Genomic DNA, 15,448 nt, shown 5'->3' on the forward strand with positions numbered 1-15,448 from the left:
GAGAAACAGGATGACGATCGCTGTGACAAAGTTACGCGTCGAGGAGAAGCTTTATCAGAATCGCTATCTAGTCGATCCGGGCCGCCCGCATATCAAAGTGCAACCGCACGAGAGGCCGAGCGCGAACCTGCTGGCGCTGACACACATCTGCCCGGCCAAGTGCTATGAGCTGAACGACAAGGGCCAGGTGGAGACCACTTCCGACGGCTGCATGGAATGCGGCACGTGTCGCGTGCTGTGCGAGGCCAGCGGTGAGATCGTGTGGAATTACCCGCGCGGCGGCTTCGGCGTTCTCTTCAAGTTCGGATGACCGGCGCAAAGTGCGAGAACGAGAGGTTCGCAAATTGCGGTCAAGACCGTCAATATTGGTCGCAATTACCGACTATGTTTCTCGAACGCAAAATACAAAAAGGGCTCGGGAGGGACACCTTAGACAACGCTTGAGGTGTTCGCATGGCTCACATGCCTTCAGATCAGGTCGGTGAAATTGGATCACGAAACACTCCGCCTGCACCTGCGGTCGAAGCGGTGCGCGACGCGGACAGCTTGCTCAGGGGAATCTACGAGATATCGAAGGTTCTGACTGCCCCGGCCCGGCTGGAGATTACGCTTGCCAATGTCGCGAATGTCCTCTCCTCGTTTATGCATATGCGTCATGGTGCAATCGTCGTCCTGGGCACTGAAGGACAGCCGCAGATTAGCGCAACTAGCGGCGGCACTGTCACTCAATCAGGCGCCGGCAGCGTCGTACCCCAGGCCGTAATAGACAAAATCGTCGCTACTGGAGTGCCGATTGTCATACAAGACACAAGCACGTCTGAGCTATTCCAGGCTGATCCTCAATCCAGCAGCGGTACGATCGCAACTGCCTTTATCGGTGTCCCGCTAAAGGCTGAGGAAAGGATCTTCGGGACACTGTCGATCGACCGCGTCAAGAACGGTACTGCCATGTTCGGCTGCGAGGAGGACCTACGCTTCCTGGCCATGGTCGCCAATCTGGTCGCTCGGACCATCCGCCTCCATCGCACTTTGAGCACGGCTCGTCAGTCACTTATCGAAAAGCAACCGAGACCAGAGCAGTCGCTCGACGAGGACGGGACCCATCCGGCCCGGCATCCGCATGTCAAGATAGACGGAATCATCGGAGAAAGTCCCGCGCTCAAGCAAGTGCTCGAGATCGTCTCGGTCGTGGCCAGGACCAATTCCACCGTGCTTCTGCGAGGCGAAAGCGGTACCGGAAAGGAGTTCTTTGCACAGGCCATCCATAAGCTTTCGCATAGGAGGGAGAAATCCTTCGTCAAATTGAACTGCGCCGCACTGCCCGAAAGCGTTTTGGAATCGGAGCTCTTTGGCCACGAGAAGGGCGCCTTCACCGGGGCTATCCTGCAGCGCGCCGGCCGGTTCGAATTGGCTAATGGCGGAACCCTGCTGCTTGATGAAATCGGCGAGATTTCGCCTGCCTTTCAAGCCAAGCTGTTGCGCGTCTTGCAGGAAGGAGAACTGGAGCGAGTGGGCGGCACCAGGACCCTAAAGGTTGACGTGCGGCTCATATGCGCCACCAATAAGGACCTCGAGACGGCTGTCCGGAATGGAGAGTTCAGAGCCGACCTCTATTACCGCATCAACGTGGTGCCAATAGTCCTGCCTCCCCTCAGAGAACGCCCGGGCGATATTCCACGCCTTGCGAAATCTCTCCTCGACCGATTCAACAAGGAGAACCATCGCGATCTTGCCTTCATGCCGTCGGCGCTTGACCTGATCTCGCAATGCTATTTCCCTGGCAACGTGCGTGAGTTGGAGAATTGTGTGCGACGGACGGCCACACTTGCGCGTTCAAAGACAATAAGTCCGGCAGATTTCGCCTGCCAGAACAGCCAGTGCCTTTCTTCGCTTCTGTGGAAAGGAGTCGGCGGTTCGCAAGGCGGCTATGCCGTCGACGAGTTCGCACGTGGCAATATGATGCCGGTTGGGTCACCGCTGCCTGCCATGCGAGGCGGCGCTTCCCAGAATGAGGCATCGCCCGGCAAGACCTGCGACAACCATCCCGCTTGCCCTGCAATGAACCCGCGTCTGACGGAACGTGACCGACTAATCGAGGCTATGGAAAAAGCCGGCTGGGTTCAGGCCAAGGCGGCTCGTTTCCTCGGTCTCACGCCGCGGCAGGTCGGCTATGCTTTGCGCAGGCATCGTATCGGCGTGAAGAAGTTCTAAACGTCATTGATGGCACCACATTTGGGGCACGGCTGCTCCCCGCAATAGGCAAAACTGAGACAAACACGGGTACGTTTCGCGACCACGTTTTGTCCGTCGTCGGGGACCTGACACAACCGTGTCGCAGCGAAACGGACACAGTGGGGCACAAAGGCGGACGTAAAGCCAACATTGACGGACAAAACCCGCTTTTGGAGTTGGCATATCTCTTGCGCTCTGACGTGCGAAGTTCACCACGCACGGAGCCCTTCAATGTCCGCACCGATGATTTCGCTGAAGGGCCATTCCGGCACGACATCCTTCGATCAGTTGCCGGCGAGAGCGAGGTCCGCTGGCTGCGCATCTTCATCCTGCGGCTCCTCCGCAAAGCCGCACGAGATGGACACAGCTGTCTGGGAGAAGATCAAGGATCATCCCTGCTTTTCAGAGGAAGCGCACCACTATTTCGCGCGCATGCATGTGGCGGTCGCCCCGGCCTGCAATATCCAGTGCAACTACTGCAATCGCAAATATGACTGCGCCAACGAAAGCCGGCCCGGGGTCGTGTCGGAGAGGCTGACGCCCGACCAGGCGCTGCGCAGGGTGATCGAGGTCGCCAACGAAGTGCCGCAGCTTTCCGTACTTGGCATCGCCGGACCGGGCGATGCCTGTTACGACTGGAAGAACACGAAGGCGACAATTGAACTGGTCGCCAAGGCAATCCCCGACATCAAGCTGTGCATCTCCACCAACGGACTCGCGCTTCCAGACCACGTCGCCGAGCTTGCCGAAATGAATGTCGATCACGTGACGATCACCATCAACATGGTCGACCCGCAGATCGGTGCCAAGATCTACCCATGGATTTTTTATGATCACCGCCGTTATGCCGGCGTCGAGGCAGCCACGATCCTGCACGAACGACAGATGTCGGGGCTGGAGATGCTGACGGCGCGCGGCATCCTCACCAAGATCAATTCGGTCATGATCCCCGGCATTAACGACGAGCACCTGATCGAGGTGAATAAATGGGTCAAGGAGCGCGGCGCATTCCTGCACAATGTCATGCCGCTGATTTCTGACCCGGCACACGGTACGCACTACGGCTTGAGCGGGCAGTGCGGCCCCACGGCAATGGAGCTGAAGACCCTTCAGGATCGTCTCGAAGGCGGCGCCAAGCTCATGCGCCACTGCCGGCAGTGCCGGGCCGATGCTGTCGGCATGCTGGGCGAGGATCGTGGCCAGGAATTCACGCTCGACCGGCTTCCCGACAAGGTCACCTACGACGCCAGCAAGCGCGAGGCCTATCGGACGGTGGTCGCGCGCGAGCGGGGCGATCGCATGGCGGCCAAGAGCGAGGCGCTCGGGATGGTCAAGACCGCGGGCTCCGGCAAGTCGCTTCTGGTCGCGGTAGCGACCAAAGGTGGCGGCCGCATCAACGAGCATTTCGGCCATGCGAAGGAATTCCAGGTTTACGAGGCCTCGCCGAAAGGGATCAGCTTCGTCGGTCATCGCAAGGTTGAGCAGTATTGCCTGGGCGGCCGGGCCGAGGACACGAGCCTCGACGGCGTCATTTCTACGCTCGAGGGCGTAGACATCGTGCTGTGCGCGAGAATTGGAAATTGCCCCGAGGATCGACTCAGAGAAGGCGGTATCCGAGCAACGGATGCTTACGGGTATGACTACATCGAGACCGCCATCGGCGCGCTTTACGCAGCCGAGTTTGGGGGTGAGCCACTGGCTGCGACGGCCTGAGCCGTCTCATTCAAACCGAACCGGAGTTGAAAATGGCCTATAAGATCATCGCTTCCCAATGTACCCAGTGCGGCTCCTGCGAGTTCGAATGCCCTTCGGGCGCGATCAAGTTCAAGGGCGAGACCTACGTGATCGATCCAAAAAAGTGCACCGAATGCGAGGGGGCCTTCGAAACGCAGCAATGCGCCTCGGTATGTCCGGTGTCGAAGACTTGCGTCCCCGCCTGACCCTCCATTTCGGCTACCGACCGGGTCAGGCGCCTCCGAAGGACCGTCGACCTCCTGTTGGAAAGCTGCAGCCGAGAGAAAGGAACGGCCATGAGCCTCGGACGCGAACAGGACATCGAAATCCGTGCACCCCCGCGATTCGTGCCGGGTGAGCGGGTCCGCGCCACACGCCACATAAAAAATGACGGCACCTATCCTGGCAAGGAGATCGGTGAAAACCTGGTGCGCAAAGGCGACGAGGGCTATGTGCGCGACATCGGCACCTTTCTCCAGCAATTCTACATCTATGCGGTCGAATGGGTCGATCGCGGCACCATCGTCGGCATGCGTGCGCGTGAACTCATGAGCCTCGAGACGGCTGGGATTTCTTGCACTGCCGAAATCGATGCTGGTTTTGACGAAGGAGCGACCCGATGAGGGTAATGATCCGCAGGACCGGTGCTGGCTTGTCGGCATATATTCCCAAAAAGGATCTCGAAGAGCCGATCATCAAGGTCGACAACGAACACTTGTGGGGTGGGGCTGTGACGCTGAAGAACGGCTGGCGGTTAGTCTTGCCCGACCTTCCGCGGGATACGGCTTTGCCGATTACCGTGGAGGCAAGAAAGATTTCCGACGAGGACTGACTCCGGGTTGACACAAAGAGAGCGGCAAAGGGATACGAGCATGAACACAATGACCTCGGGCCACCTCGTGGTCGTTCGGGACAGTTTTGCCGAAAGGCAGCTTGACCTTTTGAAGAAAGCGCTCGCGGCCGACGAGGTCATCCCCTATCTCGGCCCAGGTCTGCTTGAGATCCGCTCCGCGGGGCCGCCCGTACCGCATACCCCCGAAGCCGTTGCCGCAGCGCTCAACAAGCGCACACCAGCCCCTTCGAAGATTCGCACCAACATGTGGTCGGTAGCGCAGTATATCGAACAGCGCCGGCACCGCCGGACCCTTCAAGTTTGGATGGCCGAAATATTCGCGGCCCCTGTGGTTCCGACCATCTTGCATGCCTGGCTTGCAACGCTGCCGCTCTCACTGATCGTCGACAGCTGGTACGACGGTGCCATGCGCGCGGCTCTAATACAGACCCGCCGAACGGACGTCGTCGAAATACAGGGCGTGACACGGGCGCACGAGATCGGTGACATTTGGACGAAAGCCTACGATTTGGCCGGGATATTACTCGAATCCGCACCAGCGGCGAAGACGGTTCTCTACGCCCCTCACGGCGGCGCCAGGCCGGCCGCAAACTTCCTCGTCGCAGATTCCGACTACGTTGAAGTGCTGAGCGAAATCGACATCCAAACGCCGATCCCTGACCTGGTGAAGGAACGGCGAGCCAGCCGTGGTCTTTTCTTCCTCGGCTGCCGCTTCAACGATCAGATGCTGCGCACCTATGCCCGACAGATCATGAAGCGCTCCCATGGCCCACATTTTGCGGCAATCGATACAGCAACGCTGACCAGGAATGAGCGGCGCTTCCTTGCAGAAAGGGCAATTACGGTCATTGACATGCCGACGGGTCAAGCGGCGGCCCGTCTGGTCGGACTGGGCAAGACATTGCATGAAAGCAAAAGTGCAATCGCTTGATCCATTCCCAGACGGAGAACACGGCGACCAATGCCGTCAGCTACACCACCTAGGGGGACACGATCCCGCCTGCGGCTGCGAATAGCATAAATCCACGTCCGCCATTACCGCACCGCCTTGGGATAAGCCCTGCCCGAGGCATGGCGGGCCCCGGTTGCGTTCGTAGCGATGGCAGGTTCCTAAGCAGCGGCTCCCGTGAAGTCGAGCAGTCTAACCGGCGGCTTGAGTCGACGGCGCTCACGCACAGCCTTCAGGTGCGGCCGGTAATGCGGCCTCCCCATTGGTTTGGGCAAGCTTCCGACTGATCCCCTGCATCGCCGGTCGCAAAGAGGTCCGGTTTGCACCGTTAGCGCAGGCCAATATTGTGGCCGCCTAGGCATGTATGCGTCCCTCTCTTCTATTTGGCCTGACTGAACAAGCTTGCACCCGGTCGGGCACGCAGTCCGACCAGGATGCGCGCATCAACATCAAGCCGCATGAACGCGGAGAAAATCCTCATACATCGCTCGCAACCCGGCACCAAGGAACGTTTTGGCTTTCCAGCCAAGGTTACGCATGCGCGTTACGTCCAGTAACTTGCGCGGAGTACCGTCTGGCTTCGTCGTGTCGAATACCAAATTGCCCTCCCAGCCGACCGCCGCCTTGACGAGTTCCGCCATGGCCCTGCACATACATCTCCGCTAGGGTGGCCACCAAGGCGCTTCGAACACTCGGTGGAGAAGCGGCCGGCGCGATCCTGCGGAACCCGCAGCTCAAGCTTGCCGACACGGGTGACGGGGGTGCGGCCATAATAACCCGAGAGATAGCCCAGCTGCTCCCGTGTGCGTTCCCCATGAGATGCCCCGGCGCGCTCGCCATTGGCGGTCCCGGAGGCGTTGTTGATGGCATCAGTCGGCGGGCCTTGCCTCGGGTCGGCCGGCGAGAGGATCGGGATGTCTTCGCACCTTTCGATTTGAAAAATTCACCCTGCCTGCTATGTTGTCTAAAATCGAATTTTGTTAAACGGACCTGCGAGGAGCCCCGATGACGAAGACTGCTGTACGTATGCGTCGCGGCCGAGGGGCAGTGGGCAAGCGGACGAGAACCCTTCCCAAACTGGCTGAGAAATTGCAGGTCCGTCGCTTGGCCAGGATTAAGGCCGTCCTGCAGAGGGCGGAAGAATCCGGCCTGCGCGCTGAGAAGGACGGCAGGATTGCGGGGCGGGTGAGTGCTGATCTAATCAAGAAGGCCAAAGCTCGAACCGGATTGATGTCTGATACCGAACTCGTCGAATTTGCGTTGGCTAATGTGGCTCTGGAAGACAACTTCGCCGAGACCTTCAGGAAAACACGGGGAACTGTGGATCCGACGCTGAAGCTCGGATTCTGAATTGGCCGATTTCGACTTTAGTGTGGCCGTAAGATGGTCGCGATTTGATCCCCAAAAAACCTTAAGCCGCCGCCCCGACATGGAGCTGCCGATCATCGGCAACCTCGTCGGGGCGGGGCAAGAACTGCTGCTGGACACCTGCGTCTACATCGACGGTTTACAAGGCCGGGCGCCTGAAGCAGTTGCCGACCTCCTCGATGTCAGGCAGATCAACCATTCCACCGTAGCGATCCAAGAGCTGATGCACACAGTCGGTGTCCTTGACCCGAAACATTCGGGCACGGGCAAGGCTATCAAGCAGATCGGGACCATGATCAAGGATATGCCGCCCCATCGGGTTTTTGCCCCAGATCCCGATGTCTTGGGCCGAGCCGCCCTTCTGTCAGGAATGCTGTGTCGCCTCCAAGGCTACAAGCATGATTCAAGGCTTCGGGCACTTCAGGACTGCGTGCTGTTCCTGCATGCGCAGAAATTGGGATTTACCGTTCTAACGGGCAACATCAGCGATTTCGACTATTTACTGCAGCTGATCCCGACGGGTCGGGTTCTGATGTATCGACCAATCTGAATATAGTCGCCGTCAGCGCTTCTAAATTACAATCTGGCGGTCTTTGGTACCTCTTATGATTATGGTCAAGGTGGTGCACGGTTGTTTTTCAGCCCCCATATCCTTGCCACAGGTTTGTTGCCGTTGGTGGGGGACAGCACGGGGACGGGATGGGCCTCGAGACGACGGTTGATTCAGCTCTTATCCGCAGGTTGGTTACAGCATTTCCGTAATTCGTCTTGGGCTTTCCTCGTCTAATGTCGGCCGTTGGGGCGATGCTCCAGCCACGTAGCAGATGGAGTAACCCCACCGTCGCCACATCTCGTCGCCGTGCTGTCCGGAGCCGCCGGATTGAAGCCGGTCAAATGGGCTTCAATCCGGCGGCAGGCGCCCGTGCCAACGAACCCTTGCCACAAGCGCGATCTTCAAGGCGCAAGTGCACCGTATCTTCAGTGCACCGGTTCGACCTTGCCGCGATGGCGATCCAGAACTCTTTGAAGCGATCGGCCGCTCTCATCTCCCGTAGAGAACGGCCGTCCAGGCTCCCCAAAAACCAAAGAATGATCCACGCGGACCCTGCGTCTGTTTCCAAAAAGGGTTCGCCGCCGGACAAGCGGCCCAAATCCACGGCGGCAAGGCCAGGTTTCCGACGGAGTTGTCGATCTTGGTTGTCGCTTGGAAGTAACGGAGTGCGCTAGTAGCGGCGGAAGGACGGTCAACTGCGTACTCACTGCTAACACCTGACGGCTGCTCCTCTCGAGCATAGCGAGGAAGCGCTCGCTCGGAGTTTCGCCCGCCTCTACGCCGGAGCATTCCCACGGTGGCGAACCACCGTCTAAGGACGACCTGTTGTGCGCCTGGCAGAAGCATGTGCACGCGTCAGGTTCGGAACTTTGGGTCCCTCAAAGTCGGAACTTTGCGTTGCTGGAATTAATCGATTGCAAGCGGGCTGGTTCGGAACTTTTGGTCTCCCGCCAGCGATCAGTGCAGAAAACCACACAATCTTGCTCTGCAATTGTTGCAAATACCTGAGACCCGGCGATTTCTTGGCTTGGCACGACTGTTGCGACCGGCACTGAAGCAGCGTTCGACCGGAGCGCCGCGATGGGAGAAGCGCGGGAAGGGAGGAAGAGCCCGCCCCAAACCGGTCAGGGAGAGAATAACATGTTGACCCCACTGGCCCCCGGCGCAAACCGCGCATCCCGCAAGACTCTTTGTGCCAAGCCTTACGTGCAGGTGCTTGTCGCAATCATCCTCGGAGTTGCAGTTGGCCATTTTTATCCGCAAATCGGAGAACACCTGAAGCCGCTCGGCGATGCCTTCATCAAGCTCGTCAAGATGATCATCGCGCCCGTTATTTTTCTGACCGTTGCGACCGGAATTGCCGGCATGAGCGATCTTCAGAAGGTCGGTCGTGTTGCCGGCAAGGCGATGGTCTATTTCGTCACCTTCTCGACGCTCGCTCTTCTCGTCGGCCTCATCGTCGGCAATGTCATTCAGCCTGGCGCCGGCCTCAACATCGATCCGGCCTCGCTCGACGTCCAGGCCGTCACTGGCTATGCCGCAAAGGCCCATGAGCAGTCCGTGACCGGTTTCCTGATGAACATGATCCCGACCACGATTGTCGGCGCCTTCGTGGAAGGCGACATTCTCCAGGTGTTGTTCTTCTCTGTCCTCTTCGGCATCGCGCTGGCGATGGTCGGAGAATCGGCCAAATCGGTTCTTTCCTTCCTTCAGGACCTTACTGCACCCGTTTTCAAATTGGTCAGCATCCTCATGAAAGCCGCACCGTTCGGCGCTTTCGGAGCAATGGCCTTCACGATTGGCAAATACGGCATCGGTTCGGTGGCCAACCTTGCGATGCTGGTCGGGACCTTCTATCTCACGGCCTTTCTCTTCGTGTTCGGGGTTGTCGGTGCAGTCTGCCGTTACAACGGCTTCTCGATCTTTTCTCTTCTCCGCTACATCAAGGAAGAGTTGCTGCTGGTTCTCGGAACGTCCTCCTCCGAAGCCGCGCTGCCCTCTCTCATGGAGAAAATGGAAAAGGCCGGGGCCAAGCGCTCGGTCGTGGGCCTGGTTATCCCGACTGGATATTCCTTCAATCTGGATGGCACCAATATCTATATGACCCTGGCGGCCCTTTTCATCGCGCAGGCGACGAATACGGATTTGTCAGTTAGCGATCAGGTCCTCCTGCTGCTCGTCGCGATGCTTTCCTCTAAGGGTGCAGCAGGTGTCACAGGTGCCGGCTTCGTCACGTTGGCCGCTACGCTGTCCGTAGTGCCGTCTGTTCCCGTTGCTGGAATGGCGCTGATCCTTGGCGTCGACCGCTTCATGTCGGAATGCAGGGCACTCACCAATTTGATCGGTAACGCGGTGGCATCGCTTGTCGTCGCCCGCTGGGAAGGCGAATTGGATCAGGCGCAACTGCAAGCTGCCTTCTGCGGCCACCAGCCCACCGAGACATCAACCGGCCAGCCACTGACGGCGCCTGCACCGTGCAAGGCGGCAGCATCGCCACCGGTTGAATCGCCTGGCTGGTCGCAAACGCCCGACAATCGAGCCGCGGGTTCCAAACAGCCTCGCGCGGGCCAATGAAATCAAGAATCCCGAAATGCAGTGAATGCAAAATCATGTGCGCCTTGCCAAGGTCCCGCACTGGTCACGACACAAGCCATCGACGATGCGCTTAATGCTTGCGAAGATTGCGACGGTTCGTGGAACCGGGCGCGGAGCTCGATCGGAGCCCCGCGGTCAGCTCTCGTCGAGGCACGGCTGAACAATTCGCCCACGCTCTAGGCAACCAAAGCGACCTTGGCATGGAGGGATCAATCATCTATGGGCATCGATGATGTCGAAGACGGTCGAGGCGGCGTGGGTCACGTTTCGGCTTCTGCCTCCCACCACGCCACGACAAGAATTCCCGGTAGCGAACAGGATCAATGCAGGAATGACAGATTTTGGTGAATCTCACCTTTACCGGGTTTCTTCCTGATGTCGTTTTAATCAGACTAGGACCATGGCGAAGCGACCCACAATTGCTGATATCGCCCGGGAAGCCGGGCTCAGTGTTGCCACCGTTGATCGAGTTCTGAATGCCCGTCATCCGGTGCGGGAGGAGACTGCGCAGCGGGTCTTAGCGGCGTCACAGGCCATCGGATATCACGCCGCAGGTCTTATCAAGCAGCGCCTGCAGCGGCACCTGCCGCAATATCGGCTTGGCTTCATCCTGAGAAAACCGACTCACCACTTCTACCAGCGCCTCGCGCGTGAGGTTGAAGCGGCGGTCAACGCGGCGAAGTGCTTCCACGGCACTTCGCTCATCGAATTCGCGCCGTCGCACATGCCGTGCGACCTTGTTCCACTGCTCAAGGAATTCGGCGCGCGCTGCCACGCGATCGCCATGGTGGCGCCGGACCATCCCGCGATCACGGCAGCCGTCCAAGAGCTCAAGGCAAAAGGCATACCGGTTTTCTCGCTGCTTTCCGATTTCGCCGAAGGTGTTCGTGAGGGCTATATCGGCCTCGACAACCGCAAGGTCGGGCGGACGACAGCGTGGATGCTTTCAAAGGTTGCAAGACGGCCGGGCAAGGTGGCGATTTTTGTCGGCAGCCAGCGTTTTCAGGGGCAGGAGCTGCGGGAGGTCGGCTTTCGCTCCTATTTCCGTGAGAATGCACCGACATTCGAGCTGCTCGATCCGCTCGTCAACCTTGAGGCACGGCAGATCACCTACGAGGCAACGCTGGATCTCATGCAACGGGAACCCGAACTCACCGGCTTCTATGTGGCCGGCGGAGGTATGGAGGGAGCGATCTCCGCGCTCCGTGAAGAAGGCGAAAGCCGGGGCCTCGTCGCGATCGTCAACGAGATCACGCCGGAGTCGCGGGCAGCACTCGCAGATGGCACGATCACGATGTCGGTCGGCACGCCCCAGCGCCTGCTTTGCCAGGAATTGATGACGCTGATGGCCCAGGCCATCAAGGTCGGCACTTCGGAGACCCTTGGGCAGACTTTTCTACCATTTGAGATCTATCTGCCGGAAAACGTCTGAAAGGCTGATAAAATACTATCATGAGAACCTGATTTCCTTTCATCGATGAAAGAAAAGCGGCGGGAGTTTGGTTGACTCACCTCCGTCATTCCGGTCTCGTTTAACAACGAATGATTGCTGCGCGGCGCAAGCAAGTCATCCGAGAACGACGACCCGCACTTCATGGAAGAGAAAGGAAAGCCATGCGTCAAGCGTCGCTCCGCTTTGCGATCGACCGCATGACCCCGCCCCAATTTGCCAGGGCCGCACTTGCCCGCGGCCCGGGCCTGACTGGCATCGACATTGACTATCATCTCGGCGGCCACCTAGTTGGTCACGAAAAGCCGGCTGTAGACGTCCGACTCCCTGGCCGATCAATCGTCAAGACTGTCTTCATCAACGCCTTTTCCTGCTTAAATGAATTCCCGCGTACCAGGCCGAGGCGAGCAAACTCGTCGATTGTGCAGTGGCCTGCAGAGCGAAGACGCCCGCGAATGCGATTGGCCAAGAATATCCGCGCGCCGGACAATAGGCGCACTTGCCTCGAGCATCGATTTCACGGCGCGAGATGGATGATCACATGCAGCACGATGCTCGCAGCTGCGAGCAAAGTGCCAGGCAGATCTCGTCACGCTGCATATCGCTTCCAGAAATGAAAACGCCTAATTCAAAGTCCGAGACGAATCACGTGGCGTCTCTTGTGCCGCTGCGCGAGAGGGCGCCAGATATCTTCGAAACATCGAAAGCACTCACCGCGCCCGCTGCGCTCGAAGCCACGTTGGCCAACGTCGTCGATCTCCTGCCATCGTTGGTGCAGGTGCGGCACGGCATCATCTCGCTCTTCAACGGTGCCGGCATACCGGACATGATCATCGGCGCCGGCTCGAGCGAAGGCAGCGATGATCGCCACCGAAAGCATCTGCCACGGGCGGCGATCGACCAGATCATAACGACGGGCATGGCGCTCGTCGCCGAGAACATAGCGGTGGATCCGGCCTTCAACGCCGCCGACAGGGACGTGCTCGGGGCGTCCGACCACGTGAAAGTGTCGTTCATCGGCGTCCCCATTCGCGTCGATGCGAACGTCGTGGGCACGCTGACCATCGATCGCATCCTAGACAACAAATCAGCCTCCCTCCTCGATTACGACCTCCGCCTCCTCACCACGATCGCCAATCTGGTTGGGCAGACAGTGAAGCTGCATCGCCTGTTCGCGTCCGACCGCGAGCGACCGATGGCCGAGAAAATCCGGATGCAAAAGCAATTCGGCGAGCTCAAGCAGCCTGGGCACGAGGGCAAAAGGGCTCATGTCAAGGGGATCATTGGCGACAGCCCGGCGCTGCGCGGGCTACTTGAGAAGGTCGCGTTAGTAGCCAGGTCCAACAGTACCGTTTTGCTGCGCGGGGAATCCGGGACCGGCAAGGAGCTGGTCGCCAAGGCCGTTCACGAGTTGTCGGGGCGCGCCAAGCGGCCGTTCATCAAGCTCAATTGCGCAGCACTCCCTGAGACCGTCCTGGAATCCGAACTGTTCGGTCACGAAAAGGGTGCCTTTACCAGTGCATTCAACTCGCGCAAGGGGCGCTTTGAGCTCGCCGACAAGGGAACGTTGTTTCTGGATGAGATCGGCGAGATTTCGGCCTCGTTCCAGGCAAAGCTGCTGCGCGTGCTGCAGGAGCAGGAGTTCGAACGCGTCGGCAGCAACCAGACGATTAAGGTCGACGTTCGCGTGATTGCTGCCACGAACAGGAACCTGGAAGACGCTGTTGCAAGGAACGAGTTTCGCGCCGACCTTTATTATCGCATCAGCGTTGTTCCCTTGCTGGTGCCGCCATTGCGCGAACGGCGCAGTGATATTCCGCTCCTTGCCGCTGAGTTTCTCAAGAAGTTCAATAGCGAGAACGGCCGTAGCCTGGTCTTCGATGCGAGTGGGACTGAAGTGCTGATGAACTGTGCTTTTCCCGGAAATGTCCGCGAGCTTGAAAATTGCGTGCAGCGGACAGCGACCCTGTCAGCGGGAGCGTCAATCGTCAGAAGCGACTTTGATTGCTGCCACGGCCAATGCCTTTCCGCGATGCTCTGGAAGCACGCATTGACGGAGACTGCGACGAAATCGGAGCCGATCGCACCATCGCCACTGAACCCGGCCATGCAATCGCCTAGTGCTGTTGCTTCGGCCGCCTTCGGGGCCCCGCCTGTTTACAGTGATCAGGCACTGCCAGCGCCTGTTCGGGTGGCCCTCGTAAGCGACGCGAAGATGACCGATCGCGAGCGTCTCATCGCGGCCATGGAAAGATCCGGCTGGGTACAGGCAAAGGCAGCGCGCCTGCTTGGACTGACGCCGCGCCAGATTGGTTACGCGCTGAGGAAATACGGTATCGAGATCAAGTGTCTCTGAGCCGGCCGTCGGACTTCCGACATGTCGGGGCCGCAACATACCGAGCGAGGCGAATAGCTGGGACAAATCAAGGATTGGTTGGTTCAGCTCCGACTCGGTGAGGCGGTGCAGCCTTCCTGTCGGCGCCGGCTGCTATCAAGAACGGCCCGCTTTCGGCGAGCTTTGGTGCCCCCACGCGCCGCTCGGCCGACAGGCTGAGATCGCTCAATCCACGTCTCTCCTCACCCAGCGTTACCCACGGCGACTGTCGCGTTTGGCATATTTTTGTCCGGGTGCGAAGAGATAAAATCGCCAGAGCGCGTGGTGTTGACGCGACGAGTGGTATGATAGCTAAATCGGTTTAGACGGGCGGAGCTCTGCCAAGTAGGCCAGGAACCATGGACCAGGCAAAGGGACCGAGGAAAGGCAGAGCTATAGGCAAGACCAACGACGTCAACGCGGACCTGATCGCAGTCGTCGTCGCCGTGAACGACGCTGGACCATGTGTTCTGACCATCGAACAAGGGGCCGCACTCCCCTCGGGCCCGTTTGAGCTCGCTCATCGTTCGCTCCAGTCGAGCCTCAGGGCATGGGTGGAACTGCAGACCGGCCAGCCTCTCGGTTACATCGAGCAGCTCTACACCTTCGCCGATCGCGATCGGACCGGCGGCGACGAGCGCGTGATCTCGATCAGCTATCTCGCACTCACCCGCCAAGAAGATGCGGGCGCCAGCTGGGCGAGCTGGTACGACTATTTCCCCTGGGAGGACCATCGCTACGGCAGGCCCCCGATGCTGGAACAATTGTGGCCCCGCCTTATCGAATGGGCGCAAGGCGCGGACGACGGCGCGACGCGGTTCGATCGCCGGCGGCGAGCGGCGGTCGCCTTTGCCATGGACGACCGGGCATGGAACGAAGAGCTCGCGCTGCAGCGCTACGAGCTGCTCTACGAAGCCACCCTGGTGGAGGAAGCAAAGCGCGGCGGAGATTCTGCCATCCTCGCGCCGGTGCCGGGGAGATCGATGAGGGCCGATCATCGCCGCATTCTGGCAACGGCTATTGCGCGGCTGCGCTCCAAGATCAAATACCGGCCTGTTGTGTTCGAACTGATGCCGCCGCTCTTCACGCTTTTACGGCTACAGCGAACCGTGGAGGCGCTCTCCGGCAGGCTCATCAACAAGCCGAACTTTCGCCGGCTTATAGGGCAGCAGGAGCTGGTTGAGAAGACCGGAGCGACGACCGCCGAGACCGGCGGCCGGCCGGCGCAGCTCTACCGCTTCCACCATGCTATTCTAGACGAGAGGCCTGTGGCCGGCACAAAATTGCCGCTCGCACGGGCTTGACACCACTTATAGTCACAACGATTATAGGCCTTATAA

Annotated in this window: 14 protein-coding genes and 1 pseudogene; 13 read left to right on the forward strand and 2 right to left on the reverse strand. The window is 59.2% G+C overall.

From position 1 onward, the window contains the following. Window positions 1–10 precede the first annotated feature (10 nt). The 7 genes from A9K66_RS00085 to A9K66_RS00115 all read left to right on the forward strand — a co-directional run bounded on the left by A9K66_RS00085 (window position 11) and on the right by A9K66_RS00115 (window position 5,750). The gene (locus A9K66_RS00085; RefSeq protein ID WP_067318654.1) at window positions 11–310 is read left to right on the forward strand and encodes a ferredoxin family protein; all 300 of its coding nucleotides are present in this window, start codon (window positions 11–13) and stop codon (window positions 308–310) included. Window positions 311–453: 143 nt separating this feature from the next. After that, a complete protein-coding gene (gene nifA, locus A9K66_RS00090; RefSeq protein ID WP_067318656.1) occupies window positions 454–2,211 on the forward strand; it encodes a nif-specific transcriptional activator NifA in 1,758 nt (585 codons plus the stop codon). Window positions 2,212–2,463: 252 nt separating this feature from the next. Further along, on the forward strand, window positions 2,464–3,945 hold the full coding sequence (gene nifB, locus A9K66_RS00095) for a nitrogenase cofactor biosynthesis protein NifB (RefSeq protein WP_067318658.1): 1,482 nt from the start codon (window positions 2,464–2,466) through the stop codon (window positions 3,943–3,945). Between the two features lie 32 nt (window positions 3,946–3,977). Next, window positions 3,978–4,172, forward strand: a complete 195-nt coding sequence (locus A9K66_RS00100; RefSeq protein WP_067318660.1) for a 4Fe-4S binding protein — start codon at window positions 3,978–3,980, stop codon at window positions 4,170–4,172. 90 nt (window positions 4,173–4,262) lie between these two features. Then, entirely contained in the window at window positions 4,263–4,589 is a 327-nt protein-coding gene (locus A9K66_RS00105; RefSeq protein WP_067318663.1) for a nitrogen fixation protein NifZ, read from the forward strand. Further along, window positions 4,586–4,798, forward strand: a complete 213-nt coding sequence (gene nifT, locus A9K66_RS00110; protein WP_067318665.1) for a putative nitrogen fixation protein NifT — start codon at window positions 4,586–4,588, stop codon at window positions 4,796–4,798. The genes A9K66_RS00105 and nifT overlap by 4 nt, the downstream gene beginning before the upstream one ends. Before the next feature lie 40 nt (window positions 4,799–4,838). Then, window positions 4,839–5,750 (forward strand): SIR2 family protein, encoded by a 912-nt coding sequence (locus A9K66_RS00115; protein ID WP_067319592.1) that lies wholly within the window; start codon window positions 4,839–4,841, stop codon window positions 5,748–5,750. Window positions 5,751–6,217: 467 nt separating this feature from the next. Here the strand turns inward: A9K66_RS00115 and A9K66_RS00120 are convergent, their stop codons facing one another. Both A9K66_RS00120 and A9K66_RS28930 read right to left on the reverse strand, forming a co-directional pair. Further along, window positions 6,218–6,409, reverse strand: coding sequence for a hypothetical protein (locus A9K66_RS00120; RefSeq protein ID WP_245307328.1), 192 nt, complete (start codon window positions 6,407–6,409; stop codon window positions 6,218–6,220). A 4-nt stretch (window positions 6,410–6,413) separates the two neighbouring features. After that, window positions 6,414–6,594, reverse strand: a pseudogene (locus A9K66_RS28930) (transposase); the annotation flags it as partial. A gap of 179 nt (window positions 6,595–6,773) precedes the next feature. Here A9K66_RS28930 and A9K66_RS00125 point away from each other — a divergent pair. The 6 genes from A9K66_RS00125 (at window position 6,774) to A9K66_RS00155 (ending at window position 15,412) form a co-directional block, all read left to right on the forward strand. After that, window positions 6,774–7,118 (forward strand): hypothetical protein, encoded by a 345-nt coding sequence (locus A9K66_RS00125; protein ID WP_067318669.1) that lies wholly within the window; start codon window positions 6,774–6,776, stop codon window positions 7,116–7,118. A gap of 1 nt (window position 7,119) precedes the next feature. Next, the gene (locus A9K66_RS00130) at window positions 7,120–7,686 is read left to right on the forward strand and encodes a DNA-binding protein (protein ID WP_067318671.1); all 567 of its coding nucleotides are present in this window, start codon (window positions 7,120–7,122) and stop codon (window positions 7,684–7,686) included. A gap of 1,143 nt (window positions 7,687–8,829) precedes the next feature. Further along, window positions 8,830–10,263, forward strand: a complete 1,434-nt coding sequence (locus A9K66_RS00140; protein ID WP_067318675.1) for a dicarboxylate/amino acid:cation symporter — start codon at window positions 8,830–8,832, stop codon at window positions 10,261–10,263. Between the two features lie 421 nt (window positions 10,264–10,684). Further along, the gene (locus A9K66_RS00145; RefSeq protein WP_067318677.1) at window positions 10,685–11,716 is read left to right on the forward strand and encodes a LacI family DNA-binding transcriptional regulator; all 1,032 of its coding nucleotides are present in this window, start codon (window positions 10,685–10,687) and stop codon (window positions 11,714–11,716) included. A 559-nt stretch (window positions 11,717–12,275) separates the two neighbouring features. Continuing rightward, the gene (nifA, locus tag A9K66_RS00150; protein WP_245307329.1) at window positions 12,276–14,090 is read left to right on the forward strand and encodes a nif-specific transcriptional activator NifA; all 1,815 of its coding nucleotides are present in this window, start codon (window positions 12,276–12,278) and stop codon (window positions 14,088–14,090) included. A 377-nt stretch (window positions 14,091–14,467) separates the two neighbouring features. After that, a complete protein-coding gene (locus A9K66_RS00155) occupies window positions 14,468–15,412 on the forward strand; it encodes a hypothetical protein (protein WP_067318681.1) in 945 nt (314 codons plus the stop codon). The last annotated feature ends 36 nt before the right edge of the window (window positions 15,413–15,448 follow it).

This window comes from Mesorhizobium sp. AA23 (assembly GCF_001672435.1).
Lineage (GTDB): Bacteria > Pseudomonadota > Alphaproteobacteria > Rhizobiales > Rhizobiaceae > Mesorhizobium.

Excerpts from the sequence above, each read along its gene's own strand:
- A9K66_RS00085 (WP_067318654.1), top strand. The coding sequence starts at position 11 with ATGACGATCGCTGTGACAAAGTTACGCGTCGAGGAGAAGCTTTATCAG.
- nifA (WP_067318656.1), top strand. The coding sequence starts at position 454 with ATGGCTCACATGCCTTCAGATCAGGTCGGTGAAATTGGATCACGAAAC.
- nifB (WP_067318658.1), top strand. The coding sequence starts at position 2,464 with ATGTCCGCACCGATGATTTCGCTGAAGGGCCATTCCGGCACGACATCC.
- A9K66_RS00100 (WP_067318660.1), top strand. The coding sequence starts at position 3,978 with ATGGCCTATAAGATCATCGCTTCCCAATGTACCCAGTGCGGCTCCTGC.
- A9K66_RS00105 (WP_067318663.1), top strand. The coding sequence starts at position 4,263 with ATGAGCCTCGGACGCGAACAGGACATCGAAATCCGTGCACCCCCGCGA.
- nifT (WP_067318665.1), top strand. The coding sequence starts at position 4,586 with ATGAGGGTAATGATCCGCAGGACCGGTGCTGGCTTGTCGGCATATATT.
- A9K66_RS00115 (WP_067319592.1), top strand. The coding sequence starts at position 4,839 with ATGAACACAATGACCTCGGGCCACCTCGTGGTCGTTCGGGACAGTTTT.
- A9K66_RS00120 (WP_245307328.1), bottom strand. The coding sequence starts at position 6,409 with ATGGCGGAACTCGTCAAGGCGGCGGTCGGCTGGGAGGGCAATTTGGTA.
- A9K66_RS00125 (WP_067318669.1), top strand. The coding sequence starts at position 6,774 with ATGACGAAGACTGCTGTACGTATGCGTCGCGGCCGAGGGGCAGTGGGC.
- A9K66_RS00140 (WP_067318675.1), top strand. The coding sequence starts at position 8,830 with ATGTTGACCCCACTGGCCCCCGGCGCAAACCGCGCATCCCGCAAGACT.
- A9K66_RS00145 (WP_067318677.1), top strand. The coding sequence starts at position 10,685 with ATGGCGAAGCGACCCACAATTGCTGATATCGCCCGGGAAGCCGGGCTC.
- nifA (WP_245307329.1), top strand. The coding sequence starts at position 12,276 with ATGCAGCACGATGCTCGCAGCTGCGAGCAAAGTGCCAGGCAGATCTCG.
- A9K66_RS00155 (WP_067318681.1), top strand. The coding sequence starts at position 14,468 with ATGGACCAGGCAAAGGGACCGAGGAAAGGCAGAGCTATAGGCAAGACC.